Genomic DNA, 13,649 nt, shown 5'->3' with positions numbered 1-13,649 from the left:
GAAGGAAAGCTGTTGGCGCATTTTCCGGCGGCTGCCGGATTTCCGTGCAGCCGCTGCAAAGCAGCACGGCAGTTGCCGGCGGCAAGCGCAGGAAAGGCGCGTAAAATCAGGGCTGATGCGGGCCGCCATGCGGCAGGTTTTGCTCTGGCAGCATGGCGGGCAAGCTCTGGTTCAGCAGCGCAGCAATCCGCATGAGTTGGGGCCCAAGCGGGTTTGACCGCCGCCAGACCATGCCGATCACCCGTTTCGGATGCGGTGCGGCAAGCCGGTCGACCGCAACCCGGGCCGATTTCGTCTCGATCGGCAGCGCCATTTCGGGAATCAGCGTCACCCCGATTCCCGCACCGACCATCTGCACCAGCGTTGAAAGCGAACTGCCCTCCATCAGATCGCGCGGCGCGCGCGAGGCAGGGATCTTGCAAAAGGACAGGGCCTGATCGCGGAAGCAATGGCCCTCTTCCAGCAGGAGAAGCTTCATCTCGGCCAGCCGCGCCGCATCCGGCACCGGGCGTCCGGCATCCGAGCGGGGGCGGACCAGCAAAAATTCTTCCTCGATCAGCGGCACTTCTTCAAGCGCGGGTTCCGAGACGGGCAAGGCGAGGATGGCCAGATCAAGCCGCCCGGCGGTCAGATCGGTCAAAAGCGTGCGCGTCACCGCCTCGCGCGGGCGCAGATCAAGCGCGGGCCAGCGCCGGGTCAGATGCTGGATCAGACCGGGAAGGAGATAGGGCGCGACTGTCGGAATGACTCCGATCCGCAGAATGCCGCCCGGCTCGTCGCCCGCAGCCCGCACCAGATCGCCAAGCTGGTCGACGCGGCGCAGTATATCACGGGCACGGCTGGCAAATTCCTCGCCCAGAGCGGTCAGACGGACCCGGCGCGCGGCGCGTTCCACGAGCGGCGCGCCGATCAGCGCCTCCAGCTCGCGGATCTGCATCGACAGCGCCGGCTGTGAGATCGCACAGGCCTCGGCGGCACGCCCGAAATGGCCGATCCGCGAGAGCGCTTCGAAATAGCGCAGATGTTTCATCGACAGAGCATTCATAAGAACATCTTATCGCATGGGTAAGTTTTTGCAATTTTGAATTATTCCAGAGCCGGGCTAGACCTGAGGGCAGCCAGGCAGGTGGGGGGATTCGGCATCAGGCCGGTCCGCGCCCTTCCAGGACATGCGCGCTACGCGAGAAACCGCAGCCAGTCGGAGGAAAAATGGACGGAAATGATGTGAAGTCGGGTGGCAAATGCCCGGTGATCCATGGGGCGAATACCGAGCTGGGCCAAAGCGTGATGGCCTGGTGGCCGAATGCGCTGAACCTCGACATTCTCAGCCAGCAGGATACCAAAACCAATCCGCTGGGGCAGAGTTTCAGCTATCGCGAGGCCCTGAAAACCCTTGATGTCGAAGCCCTGAAGGCCGATCTGCGCGCCCTGATGAATGACAGCCAGGACTGGTGGCCGGCAGATTACGGCTCCTATGTCGGCATGTTCGCCCGCACCGCCTGGCATATGGCGGGGTCTTACCGTGTGACCGACGGGCGCGGCGGCGGCAATACCGGCAACCAGCGGTTTGCGCCGCTGAACTCCTGGCCCGACAACGTCAATACCGACAAGGGCCGGCGTCTGCTGTGGCCGATTAAAAAGAAATACGGCAATGCTGTTTCCTGGGCTGACCTGATCCTGCTGGCCGGCACGATTGCCTATGAGGTTGCCGGTCTGAAGACCTTCGGCTTCGCCTTTGGCCGGGAAGACATCTGGCATCCCGAGAAAGACACCTATTGGGGGTCTGAAAAAGAGTGGCTTGCGCCCTCGGATGGCCGCTATGGCGATGTCGCCACCCCGGCCACGCTGGAAAACCCGCTGGCGGCGGTGCAGATGGGCCTGATCTATGTGAACCCGGAAGGGGTCAACGGCGTTTCGGACCCGCTGAAGACGGCGGCGCAGATGCGCGAGACCTTCTCGCGCATGGCGATGAATGACGAGGAAACCGTTGCGCTGACCGCGGGCGGCCATACGATCGGCAAATGCCATGGGAATGGCTCGGCGGCAAATCTTTCACCCGATCCGGAAGCGGCCGGCCCGGAATTCCAGGGCCTTGGCTGGATCAATACCAATGGGCGCGGCGTGGGGCGCGACACGGTCGTGTCGGGGCTGGAAGGCGCCTGGACCACCCATCCGACGCAGTGGGACAACGGTTTCTTCGAGATGCTCTTCAAACATGAATGGCATATCGTGACGACGCCCGCCGGTGCGCATCAGTGGGAGCCGGTCTCGATCCTTGAAGAAGACAAGCCGGTCGATGTGGAAGACCCGTCGATCCGTGTCATGCCGATGATGACGGATGCCGATATGGCGCTGCGGGTCGATCCGGGCTACCGCGAGATCTCGCTCCGGTTCAAAGAAGACCAGGCCTATTTCTCCGAAGTCTTCGCCCGCGCCTGGTTCAAGCTGACCCATCGCGATCTCGGCCCTAAATCGCGCTATGTCGGCCCGGATGTGCCGGCGGAAGACCTGATCTGGCAGGACCCGGTCCCGGCAGGGGCGACCGGCTATGACGTGGCCGGGCTGAAGGCCAAAATCGCTGCCTCCGGCCTTTCGGTCCAGGATCTGGTGGCCACCGCCTGGGATTCCGCGCGTACCTTCCGCCATTCCGACAATCGCGGCGGTGCGAACGGGGCCCGCATCCGGCTCGCGCCGCAAAAAGACTGGGAAGGCAACGAGCCCGCCCGTCTTGCGCGCGTCCTCTCGGTGCTTGACCCGATTGCGCAGGCCGCAGGCGCGAGCCTCGCCGATGTGATCGTGCTGGCGGGCGGTGTCGGCGTGGAACAGGCCGCGAAAGCGGCTGGTTTTACTGTCGAGGTCCCTTTCGCGCCGGGCCGTGGTGATGCAACCGACGCCCAGACCGATGCGGAAAGCTTCGAGCCGCTGGAGCCGATCCATGACGGCTTCCGCAACTGGGTCAAAGCCGATTACACCGTCTCTCCCGAGGAGCTCCTGCTTGACCGGGCCCAGCTGATGGGTCTGAGCGCGCCGGAAATGACCGTCCTTCTGGGCGGGCTGCGGGTGATCGGCGCGAACCATGCTGGTTCTGCGCATGGTGTCTTCACGCAGACCCCGGGCGCGCTCACGAACGACTTCTTCGCCACGCTGACCGATATGGCGTTCAAATGGGTGCCGGTGTCGAAATCGACCTATGAGATCCAGGACCGCAAGACCGGTGCGAAGGTTTACTCGGCCACCCGCGTTGACCTCGTCTTCGGCTCGAACTCGATCCTGCGCGCGATTGCCGAAGTTTATGCCCAGGACGACAATAAGGAAAAGCTGGTCCAGGACTTCGTCAAAGCCTGGGTCAGGGTGATGAACGGCGACCGTTTCGACCTGAAAGCCTGATACGAAACAAAAGGCCCCGGAAATGTCTTCCGGGGCCTTTTTCTGCGTCTTTCATCTGTCCTTAAATATCCCGGGGGAGTCTGCCAAAGGCAGACGGGGGCAGCGCCCCCATGCGCGCAACAGTCACCCCCCGCGCGGGATCAGCCCTGCAAGCGCCCGCGACACCAGCCCCGAAACCCCGGGCCGGGCCAGGGCACGAAACGGCAATGGCCGGCATTGCTCCATTGCGGCCACCCCGATCCGGGCCGTCAGCGCGCCATTGACCACCCCCTCGCCAAAGCGGCGCGACAGTTTTGACAGCATCCCGCCGCCTGCCACCGATCCCATCAGATCATCCGCAAGCGAGACCGCCCCCGCCGCCAGCAGCGAGGAAAACACCCGGCGCAAAAGGCTCCAGCTGCCCAGAGTGCCCGACCGGCCACCATAGATCATCGCGATCCGCCGGATCATCGCGAGATTGGAATAAAGAACCGCCGCGACATCCGCCAAAGCCAGCGGCACAAGCGCGGTCACCAGCGCGACGCGCCGCGCAGCGGCCTCGATTTCGGCCCGCGCGGCGGCGTCGAGCGGCGCGAGGATCTCGGTCTCGGCCAGGGCCAGCACCGCATCGGCATCCAGCACCTCGGCCTGATGTTCCTCAAACCGTTTCAGCCCCCAGGCGGTCTCGGCGCGCGCGCCATAAAGGTCGGTGATGCTCCCGGTCACGCTGCGCGCGGCCTTCAGATCGGCATTCACATGCGCGGAAACGGCGCGGGCGCGCAGATGGTCAAGCCGCGCGATCCGGGCAAAACCCATTGCCTCGCGCGCGGCCATGATCAGCGCGATCAGGACCGCCAGCGCGATCAGCACAAAGGCGATCCAGCCCAGAACCGCATTGCGCGTGAAAAGCGAGGCGGTGAAATCCCAGGCCGCCACGCCGAGAACAAAGGTGAAAAGCGTTGAAAACACCCAGATCGCGGCGCGCGTCAGGCGCGAACGACGCGCCCCGGCAGCGCGCGCCAGCTGCTCCAGCATGAGATCCGCCCCGGGCAGATCACTGATCGGAGGCGCTGCACCAGGATCGGCCTCGGGGATGTCATCCGCATGGATTTCCTCGACAAAGGGGCGGTGGGGGGATTGGGTCACAGCCGGTCTCCGATCAGAAATTCGACAGCGCGGTCGAGGCGGATATGCGGCGGTCCGTCGCCCGGTTTCAGCGAAAGCCGCGCTGGCGCGAATTCCATCATGCCGAATTCCGCATCGAGCCAGTCCGCCGCACCCTCGCGCGCAGGAGACAGGATCCGCGCCGGATCTGCGGGCAGCGCGCCGGGATACATAACCGCCTGTTTTCCGCTGGTCAGAAGCCGCCCGCGCACGGCGGGCAGCGGGACGCCGCCACGTTCCACGGTCTCTTCAACCGTGGCGCGCAGGCTTGCGAGCGACAAAGCCGCCACCTCGGCCCCGGCAAATTCGGCGCGCCCTTTCGCATCGGCGACCAGCGCCTCGGTGATGGCGGTCAGGGCAGGGTGCTGTTCATGATGCAGATGGTCGGCGCGGGTCGCTGCGAAAAGGATTTTGGCCACCCGCCTGGCCCCGATCAGCGAAGACAGCCAGGAGGCGCGCCCGACGCGAAAGGCGGTCAGCACCTCGGCCATGACCTTCCGCAGATCCTCCACCGCCTGCGGCCCCTGATGGAGCGCGCCCAGCACATCCATCAGCACGATCTGACGATCAACACGGGAAAAATGGTCGCGGAAGAACGGCGTCACCACCTTCGCCTTATAGCCCTCGAACCGTCGCACCATCTCGCGCCAGAGCGATCCGCGCCCGGCTTCTGACGGCTCGGGGATCGGGGCGAAGGTCAGGACGGGCGAGCCGGCGAGATCCCCGGGCAGCAAAAACCGGCCCGGAGTGCAATCCGACCAGCCGGCGGCACGGGCGGCGGTCAGATAGCGCGTGAATCCTGCCGCCAGAAGTTGCAACCGGGCCTCGTCCAGCGCCAGCGCGCCATCTTCGGCCCGGGCGAGCGCCAGAAAATCGCGCGCCTCGGGCAGGCGGGGCGCCCGTTTCGCCACCAGTGCAAGGGTATCCTCGGACCAGGTGGCGAAGGTTTTTTCCATCAGTGCCAGATCCAGCAGCCATTCGCCGGGATAATCCACAATATCCAGATGCAGGATCTGAGGCCCCCGAAACCCCGCGAACCATCCCGAGGGACGGGTGCGAAACGACAGGCGCAGCTCGGAGATCGAGCGGGTCGAGGCCGGCCAGCGTGGGTCATCGCCGGTCAGCGCCGCAAGATGTGTCTCATAATCGAAGCGCGGCAGCGTCAGGTCGGGTTGCGGTTGCAGATGGACGGTCTCGATCCGCCCGTCGCGCGCGGCGCTCAGTTGCAGCATCCGGCCCCGGTGCAGAAGATTGGCGATCAGCGAGGTGATGAAGACGGTCTTCCCGGCGCGTGACAGGCCGGTGACGCCCAGCCGCAGCACGGGTTCGAACAAGAGGCCGGAGATCCCCGCCTGGGTCTGATCGATCCCGCGTGCGATGCCGTCGGTGATGCCGAAAAGTGCCAAACCCGCCCCCTGTTCTGTCGGACGGAAGATAGGGCGCGCCTTGCTGCTTGGGAAGGTGGACGAAGGGGTGCATCTGGGCTAAGCGGCGGGAATGGCGCGCTTTGCATTCAGGATCGAGTATAACGGGGCTCCGTTCAACGGCTGGCAGCGCCAGGCGGGGGGGCAGCCTTCGGTGCAGCAGGCGATTGAAGAGGCCCTGGCAAAGCTGGAACCGGGCGAGCATCGCATCGCCGCCGCCGGCCGTACCGATGCGGGCGTTCATGCGACGGGGCAGGTGGCCCATGCAGATCTTGCAAAAGACTGGGAGCCGTTTCGCCTGTGCGAGGCGCTCAACTGGCATCTGAGACCACAGCCAGTGGCGATCACCGCCTGCGCGCGGGTGGAACCCGATTTCCATGCGCGGTTTTCGGCGCTGGAACGGCGCTATATGTTTCGCCTGATGGCCCGGCGCGCGCCGGTGGTGCTGGAGGCGGGGCTTGTGTGGCAGGTGCGGGGAGCGCTGGATCTCGAGGCGATGCGGGCCGGGGCTGCGTATCTGATCGGGCTCCATGACTTCACCACCTTCCGGTCGACCATGTGCCAGGCGCAAAGCCCGGTGAAGACGATCGATGAGATCTCGATCAAGGAAGTCCCCTGCGCGGGGGGGCAGGAATTCCGCTTTTACCTGCGCGCCCGCAGCTTCCTGCACAATCAGGTCCGCTCGGTGGTTGGCACGCTGGAGCGGGTGGGGGCAGGAGGCTGGCCGCCCGCCCGCGTGAAAGAGGCCCTGGAGGCGAAGGACCGCGCCGCCTGTGGCCCGGTCTGCCCGCCCGAGGGGCTCTATCTGACCGGAGTTGGCTATCCGACGGATCCGTTCGGGGGCTGAGATCGCCCGGAGGGCACCCGGTCGATTCCGCCTGTTCAGGCCCGCAAATGCCGCACCCGCGCCGCCCATTCGATCGCGGCGGCATGGAGGCGGTCGATCCGGAGTTCCTCGCGCAGCTCTTCGAGCATCCGGAGTTCTTCCTGGCTGTGGCGTCCGTCGGCGGTGACCACATCACAGGCCAGCGCATAGGCTGTCTCATGCAGCCGTTCGGGCAGGGCATCGCGGATCAGGCCGAAAAACGCATCAAGCCCGTCTTCTTCCTCGAAAAGGTCAAAGACCGTCTGCGAGACGCGCCGCATCCGGTCGGTATCATAGCCCGAGAAAACCGGCATCAGGTTGACCATGCTCTGAATTGCCACCAGCTCGGCCGTGCGCATGTTCTGGTCCGAGGCCGAACAGGCGATCATCACGGCGACGAGGGCGTCCTGGGCCGACAACGAAGGGGGGGCGGTCTGCGGCAAGTCACTCACTCCGAAGTCTGCGCAGGTATTTGCGCAAGGTCAGTTTTTTCAACGGCGAAGCTAATCGTTGCCGCCTTTCGCGGCAAGTCCAACGTCTCAGTCAGGCTCAGCGCCGCCGGGGGATACGCCGGCCTGGGCCTCTCCCCTCATTCGCCTGGGATCGCTACGGAATCTCGCCGACATGACACGCCTCGCGCGGCTGATCTGCGCAAGCCGCCTGGTATTCTGGCTCTTGTGCCAGGCATTGGCGCGCTGGCGCTTTGGCCGCGCTGGACAAGCTGGCGGGTCGGCACCTTTGTCGGGACCGGGGCGGCGGTGAGCGCGATCCCCGAGGTTCAGGCCCAAGCGGAGCTGACCCCGGCGGATTGCCAGGCCAAACGCCGTGCTGCCATCTACATGCTTCCTCGCATACCTGGCCACATCGAACCCTGTTTAAAGAAAACCGTTCCGCAAATCAGACTCATTCAGTGGTCTGGAAGGACAGTCATGATGTGTCGGGATTGGGGGCTTTCTGGAAAGATCCGGGTGCTGCTGTTACATGCGGCCCTGATTGGGTCCTCGATGCGCTGGCCGATGCCCGTGCCGATCTGGCGGCCTGCACTGTCCGGACTTCGACCCCGGTTCAGGCCGGTAAACTCAGATTCGCTGAAGGCAGCTGATCAGGGGCGTCAGCCCGATGTCTGAGGATCTGCGCCACAAGCCTGGCTATTTCTACTTTGACCTGGTCGCCGCCTGGACCATATCTGAAATCGCCCTGGATAATGACAAGCCTGAAGGCTTCAGGGGGCGCGTCACGAGAGAGGAATGGGAGATCCAGGTCTGCGATCATGCTGCCGGTCAAAGCGCCGCGCGCGGGTGACGGGGATTGAGCTGACAGGGATTGCAGGGGAAAGGCGTCGCGGTGCCACCTTATATCGGGGCAAAGATGCGCGCAGTGCCGCCCGGTACATTGACGAAAACTGCCTGCGGCAATAGAGCGGGGCTTCCCGTCGGCACTGGCGCCGATGGTCACAGATAAGGAAATTCTCATGTCTGAGCTCCGCGATGCGGCGATGAAGTCGAAAGCCTGGCCTTTCGAAGAGGCCCGCGCGCTGCTCAAACGTTATGAGAAGAAGGCGCCGGAAAAGGGCTATGTGCTGTTCGAGACCGGCTACGGGCCGTCGGGCCTGCCCCATATCGGCACCTTCGGCGAGGTGGCGCGCACCACGATGATCCGCCGCGCCTTTGAAGCGATCTCGGACATCCCGACGCGGCTGATCTGTTTCTCCGATGATCTCGACGGGATGCGCAAAGTGCCGGAAAATGTGCCGCAGCAGGATCTGCTGAAGGCCAATATCCAGAAGCCGCTGACGAGCGTTCCGGACCCGTTTGGCGAATATGAGAGCTTTGGCGCGCATAACAACGCCATGCTGCGCCGGTTTCTCGACACGTTCGGGTTCGAATATGAATTCATCTCCTCGACGGAATTCTACGGGGCGGGGCTGTTCGACGCGACGCTGAAGCTTTGTGTCGAGCGCTATGACGAGATCATGGCGATCATGCTGGCCTCTTTGCGCGAAGAGCGGCAGCAGACCTATAGCTGCTTCCTGCCGATCCATCCGGAAACCGGTCGGGTGCTGTATGTGCCGATGAAATCCATCGACAAGGTGAACCATACGATCACCTTCGACGATGAAGACGGGCGCGAATGGACGCTGCCGGTGACCGGTGGCAATGTGAAGCTGCAATGGAAGCCGGATTTCGGCGCGCGTTGGGCCGAGCTTGACGTCGATTTCGAGATGTATGGCAAAGATCATTCGACCAATACGCCGATCTATGACGGCATCTGTGAGGTGCTGGGGGGCAAAAAGCCCAACCATTTCACCTATGAGCTGTTCCTTGATTTCGAAGGTCAGAAGATCTCGAAGTCCAAGGGCAACGGGCTGACGATTGACGAATGGCTGACCTATGCCTCGGCCGAGAGCCTGTCTTACTTCATGTATCAAAAGCCCAAAACGGCCAAGCGGCTGTGGTGGGATGTGATCCCCAAGGCTGTTGACGAATATCACCAGCAGCTGAAAGCTTTCCCGGATCAGACGGTTGAGCAGCAGGTCAATAATCCGGTCTGGCATATCCATAACGGCAAGCCGCCGAATTCGACGATGGTGGTGCCGTTTGCCATGCTTCTGAACCTTGCCTCCGTCGCAGGGGCCAAGGATGCGGCCGGGCTTTGGGGCTTTATCCGCCGCTATGCGCCCGAGGCCTCGCCTGAGGCCAACCCGGATCTGGATGCGGCGGCGGGGTTTGCGCTGCGCTACTTCCAGGACAAGATCGCGCCGAACCGGGTGTTCCGCCTGCCATCTGACACGGAGCGCGCCGCGATCCTTGATCTGCGCGGACGGCTGGCGGCTTTTGCCGGGCCGGAAGACGGTCAGGCCGAGGATGAGGCGCTGCAGACCATCGTATACGCGGTCGGCAAGGATCACGGCTTTGATCCGCTGCGCGACTGGTTCCGGGCGCTTTACGAGGTGCTGCTGGGCGCATCCGAGGGCCCGCGTTTTGGCGGCTTTGTCGCGCTTTACGGGGTGTCGGAATCAATTGCGCTGATCGACCGGGCGCTGGCCGGAGAGCTGGTTGGCTGATCTGCGCCACCGGCGGCAGTATTTGTCAGGGTGCTGATTTCGTCGGGTCTCGCCGCGGCATCTGGAACATGTGTCACCCTCGCAAGTCGATGGCGGGGGTGGCGATGCAGGGCACGGACGAGACGCGCGGTTCGCTGTTCAGCGATGCTCTTCTGAAGGAACGGGCGTCTGCGCGTCGCTCGTTGCAGTATAACCTGCTGTTTCGATGGTTCCTGGCCCTCGGGGCTGATGTCCCTGACCGGGCGGGCTGTTTGCTCCATGAACCGCTGGCGGCTTCTGAGCACAGGGATGTCGCGCAAGGTCATGGCTGCCATTCCGGCCCATCGCGAGGTGAGGCCGCTTTTGTAGGACGACCTCTTCCCGGCAGATGCCACACTCGTGAAAGCCTGGGTGTGGATGAAAAGCTTTCGGCCAAAGAGTGAGCGCCCGCCTCTGACGTCACGCTGATGACCAGCCAGCCATGCCTGTCGCGGCAGTGAACGCGCACGCGCCCGCGTCATTCTGGCGCTGGCAGCCAGAAATCCCACCAGACTGCCAAAGCTGATTCCGGGCATATTCAGAAAAAGATGCCGGAAACCGTCCGGGGCCCTCAGCCAGAACAGATGAACAAACAGATCCCGCATCTGAGAAAAGACGCGCGCCGCGCAGGCGCTAAATCAGCACCCTGCCAAGACAAGAGGAAGAGGGAGGCTTTGGCCTAGTTGTTGTTGCGGCGGCTGGTGACGCGGCGCGCGGCGGTATGAGCCGGAGTTAACGCTTCCTTAGTAACTCACTCGGGGTCTGGCGCGGGACTGGTCCGGCGCCGGTGATGATCCAGGCGGGGTGCGACAATGAACAAGGCGATTACCGAGGGGCTGGTTTTGATGCCACTGCCATTTGCTGCGGGGCTGGCGAACTGGTCATCAGCGAACGGGCGGCCGGGGGATGCGTCTTATACCGGGGTGGCTGGCGCGGCACTGGTTGGCAATGACCAGGATTTCGGCGGCTGTTTCGAATTGATGAAGACCACGGCCACGCAGCGGATCCGGGCTTTCGCGCAGACGCCCCTGCGCCCGGATATGTATTTGCGGGTGACTGTGCGGATCAAGGCGGTCTCGGGGAACCTGCCGGCGGTCAGGATCGCGGCCTGGGCCGGAACTGCCGCAGGGGCGAATGTGGGATCGGTGGCCCAGACCGCCACGGCGGTGGGTCTGTCTTCTTATGGTGAAGTGGTCACGGTCCAGGCGATTATCGGCGCGGGGAACCGGCCCGGGGTGGATCTTGTCTGGGGGCATCTGCCGGTCTTTGCGCATTTCGGTCTCGATCTGACCGGCCCGAATGGCGGCACGGTGCGGATCGACGATATCGTGATTGAGGATGTCACCTCGTTCTGGCTGCGGGATCTGACAGATGTGGTCGATGTGAGGGATCACGGCGCGCTGGGCGATGGCGTTGCCAATGACATGGCGGCGTTTCAGCGCGCCGATGCGGCGGCGGGCGGCCGTACTATTCTGGTTCCGACCGGGGTTTATCCTATCCAGGGCAATCTGACGGTCAGCTCTCCGATCCGCTTTGTCGGCACGGTGAGGGTGCCGGCGGCGAACCGGCTGGTATTGACCCGGAATTTCGATCTGGAGAGCTATTCGCGCGCCTTTGGTGACGATACCGAAGGCTTCCGTCGCGCCTTGCAGGCGCTGTTTTACTATAATGACCATGTCACCTTTGATATGTCCGGGCGCCGGGTCGATCTGGCGGCGCCGGTCGATGTCTCGCTTTTGTCAGGCCAGACCAGCTTTGCCAATCGCCGGGTGCTCAGGAACGGATCGCTGAATGCGGTAAGCTCCACCGCCTGGAATAGCGAGAGTTTCACCTCGGTTGGCACCTATACACCTTCGACACACCACACCCGGCTGACCTCGGTGACCAATGTCGCCAATATCCCGATCGGCGCGCTGGTCGAGGGGGCGGGCGTCGGGCGTGAGGTCTATGTGCGCTCGAAAAACGTGGGCGCGGGCTGGATCGAACTGTCTGAGCCGTTATTCGCGGCTGCCGGGACCCGCACCTATTCCTTCCGGAGATTCAAGTATATGCTTGATTTCGGGGGATTTTCGCTGCTGAATCGCTTCGAGATCCATGATATCGAATTCAACTGCCTTGGGATTGCCTCGGGTGTGATGATGCCGGCGGCAGGTTCGGTCAACCGGTTCGAGAATTGCACTTTCAACCGCCCGAAAGATCGCGGCATTTCCTCGTCCGGGACCGGTTGCCAGGGTATGCATGTCGATTACTGCCAGTTCCTGTCAGACGAGCAATCGCTTCCGGCGCAAAACCGCACCACCATCGCGATGAACGTCAACGCCAATGACGTCAAGCTGAGGAACAACCGCGTCGTCCGTTTCCGCCATTTCGCGGTGATGAACGGCACGTCGCATATGATACAGTCGAACCATTTCTTTCAGGGGGATGACATGGCGGCGGGGGTAAGGCTGGCCGGGATCGTCTTTACCCAGACCAATGTGGCGACAGTGGTGACCGGCAATTACATCGACAACTGCTTTATCGAATGGGGCAATGAGCATGATGCGGCTCCCGAATTCAACAATGAGTTCTCATTCGGCGGGCTGAACATCGTCGGCAATATCTTCATTGCCTCGGATGTCTCTTCGGCCTTTCGCTGGGTGGTGGTGAAACCCTATGGGCCCGGGCATTTCCTGAACGGGTTCTGTATGGAAAACAATATGTTCCGGGTGTTCAATGCCACGATTGACCGGGTGGACCGGGTCGATACCACGCATTCCACGCTGGATTTCACCCGCTCGCGCGATGTGCGGGTCTCGGCCAATACCTATAACCAGGTGGCGCAGTCGATCTCGAACCCGGTGGTGGTGCAGCATGTGCAGAACACCAATGCCGATACCTGGACGGTGGATGCCTCGGCCTTTATCCCCTTTGGCGGCCGTATCCGTATGGTCGAGGCGGCGCAGCCCGAGACTTCCGTCTCCAATGCCGCGAATGTGCAGCGCTATATTTCGCCCATCGCCGTGCCGGGGCAGGGGCCGGGGGGCAATCAGGTGCAGCTGCGCTGGGGCGAAGCCGTGAAGGGCCGTGCCGTGGTGACGATGCGGATGGATCTGCCGACCTGAGCGCGGGCTTTGCTGCCGGGAAAGGGCGGCCTTTGGGCCGCCCTTTTGTCATGCGCGGCGGGGCGCCGTGGCGGGTGATTGGCAGGCCAGGTGTGCGAATCATTTTCTTGCGTGGCCAATGTTGAATCCGGAAAGGATCTTTCCGGGCGGCGGGTTGTTTCGCGATTTTTCAGCCGGAGAAGGCCGGTTCTTCACGCCCGCTCGCAAAGCTGTGAACGGCCAGGGTGTTGAAAGAAAATGTCAAACTTGTGGCGGCGTCTGTGTGAATTTACATTATTGACATGATTATGGTGAAAAAATTTACAGAAAAATGATTGTGCTAACAGGGGTTACGTAAAAATTCACCTCACGTTAAGCTGCGATCGGGAGAGGTTCACCGTGAGCCGGGCGGGTCCCGTGATGTGGTGATGCAGATGGTTGCGGCCGTGTTTGCCAGAAGACCAGGGGGAGAGGATGCCATGAAAGACCAGCCCGATCCGCGCGGGGGCCGCGCGCCATCATTGGAATTTTCGGCGGGTGCGCATGTTGATGCTGCGGGTTACGCGCGTCTTTATGGCGAATCGGTTGCGTCTCCTGATGCGTTCTGGGGGCGCGAGGGGCTTCGTCTGGACTGGATTCAGCCCTATAGCACGGTGAAAGAGACT

General features: G+C 62.9%; 10 protein-coding genes and 1 pseudogene. 7 read left to right on the top strand and 4 right to left on the bottom strand.

Annotated features, from left to right (window positions below):
- Positions 1-106 precede the first annotated feature (106 nt).
- Complete coding sequence (locus M3484_RS23260) at positions 107-1,045, bottom strand: hydrogen peroxide-inducible genes activator (RefSeq protein WP_249499469.1); 939 nt, start codon at positions 1,043-1,045, stop codon at positions 107-109.
- A 164-nt stretch (positions 1,046-1,209) separates the two neighbouring features.
- On the opposite strand from M3484_RS23260, the gene katG reads away from it, so the two are divergent.
- Positions 1,210-3,387, top strand: coding sequence for a catalase/peroxidase HPI (katG, locus tag M3484_RS23255; protein WP_092898735.1), 2,178 nt, complete (start codon positions 1,210-1,212; stop codon positions 3,385-3,387).
- Between the two features lie 123 nt (positions 3,388-3,510).
- Here the strand turns inward: katG and M3484_RS23250 are convergent, their stop codons facing one another.
- Positions 3,511-4,512, bottom strand: a complete 1,002-nt coding sequence (locus tag M3484_RS23250; RefSeq protein ID WP_249499468.1) for a YcjF family protein — start codon at positions 4,510-4,512, stop codon at positions 3,511-3,513.
- Positions 4,509-5,936, bottom strand: coding sequence for a YcjX family GTP-binding protein (locus M3484_RS23245; protein ID WP_249499467.1), 1,428 nt, complete (start codon positions 5,934-5,936; stop codon positions 4,509-4,511). Before M3484_RS23245 ends, M3484_RS23250 begins: the two co-directional genes overlap by 4 nt.
- 91 nt (positions 5,937-6,027) lie before the next feature.
- On the opposite strand from M3484_RS23245, the gene truA reads away from it, so the two are divergent.
- Positions 6,028-6,801, top strand: coding sequence for a tRNA pseudouridine(38-40) synthase TruA (truA, locus tag M3484_RS23240; RefSeq protein WP_249499466.1), 774 nt, complete (start codon positions 6,028-6,030; stop codon positions 6,799-6,801).
- A gap of 35 nt (positions 6,802-6,836) precedes the next feature.
- Here truA and M3484_RS23235 read toward each other — a convergent pair whose 3' ends face one another.
- The gene (locus tag M3484_RS23235) at positions 6,837-7,262 is read right to left on the bottom strand and encodes a tellurite resistance TerB family protein (RefSeq protein ID WP_092898727.1); all 426 of its coding nucleotides are present in this window, start codon (positions 7,260-7,262) and stop codon (positions 6,837-6,839) included.
- Between the two features lie 655 nt (positions 7,263-7,917).
- Here M3484_RS23235 and M3484_RS23230 point away from each other — a divergent pair.
- The 5 genes and pseudogenes from M3484_RS23230 to M3484_RS23210 all read left to right on the top strand — a co-directional run.
- Entirely contained in the window at positions 7,918-8,121 is a 204-nt protein-coding gene (locus M3484_RS23230; RefSeq protein WP_502942508.1) for a helix-hairpin-helix domain-containing protein, read from the top strand.
- Positions 8,122-8,290: 169 nt separating this feature from the next.
- A complete protein-coding gene (locus M3484_RS23225) occupies positions 8,291-9,883 on the top strand; it encodes a lysine--tRNA ligase (protein WP_249499464.1) in 1,593 nt (530 codons plus the stop codon).
- A 185-nt stretch (positions 9,884-10,068) separates the two neighbouring features.
- A pseudogene (locus tag M3484_RS23220) lies at positions 10,069-10,300 on the top strand (transposase); the annotation flags it as partial.
- A 413-nt stretch (positions 10,301-10,713) separates the two neighbouring features.
- On the top strand, positions 10,714-13,005 hold the full coding sequence (locus M3484_RS23215) for a glycosyl hydrolase family 28-related protein (protein WP_249499463.1): 2,292 nt from the start codon (positions 10,714-10,716) through the stop codon (positions 13,003-13,005).
- Positions 13,006-13,463: 458 nt separating this feature from the next.
- On the top strand, positions 13,464-13,649 hold a 186-nt coding region (locus M3484_RS23210), incomplete at its 3' end, for an acetyl-coenzyme A synthetase N-terminal domain-containing protein (RefSeq protein WP_249499462.1).

Source organism: Pseudomonas sp. GX19020, from assembly GCF_023371075.1.
Classification (GTDB): domain Bacteria; phylum Pseudomonadota; class Alphaproteobacteria; order Rhodobacterales; family Rhodobacteraceae; genus Pseudogemmobacter.
This window is presented reverse-complemented; position numbering and strand designations above follow the sequence as displayed.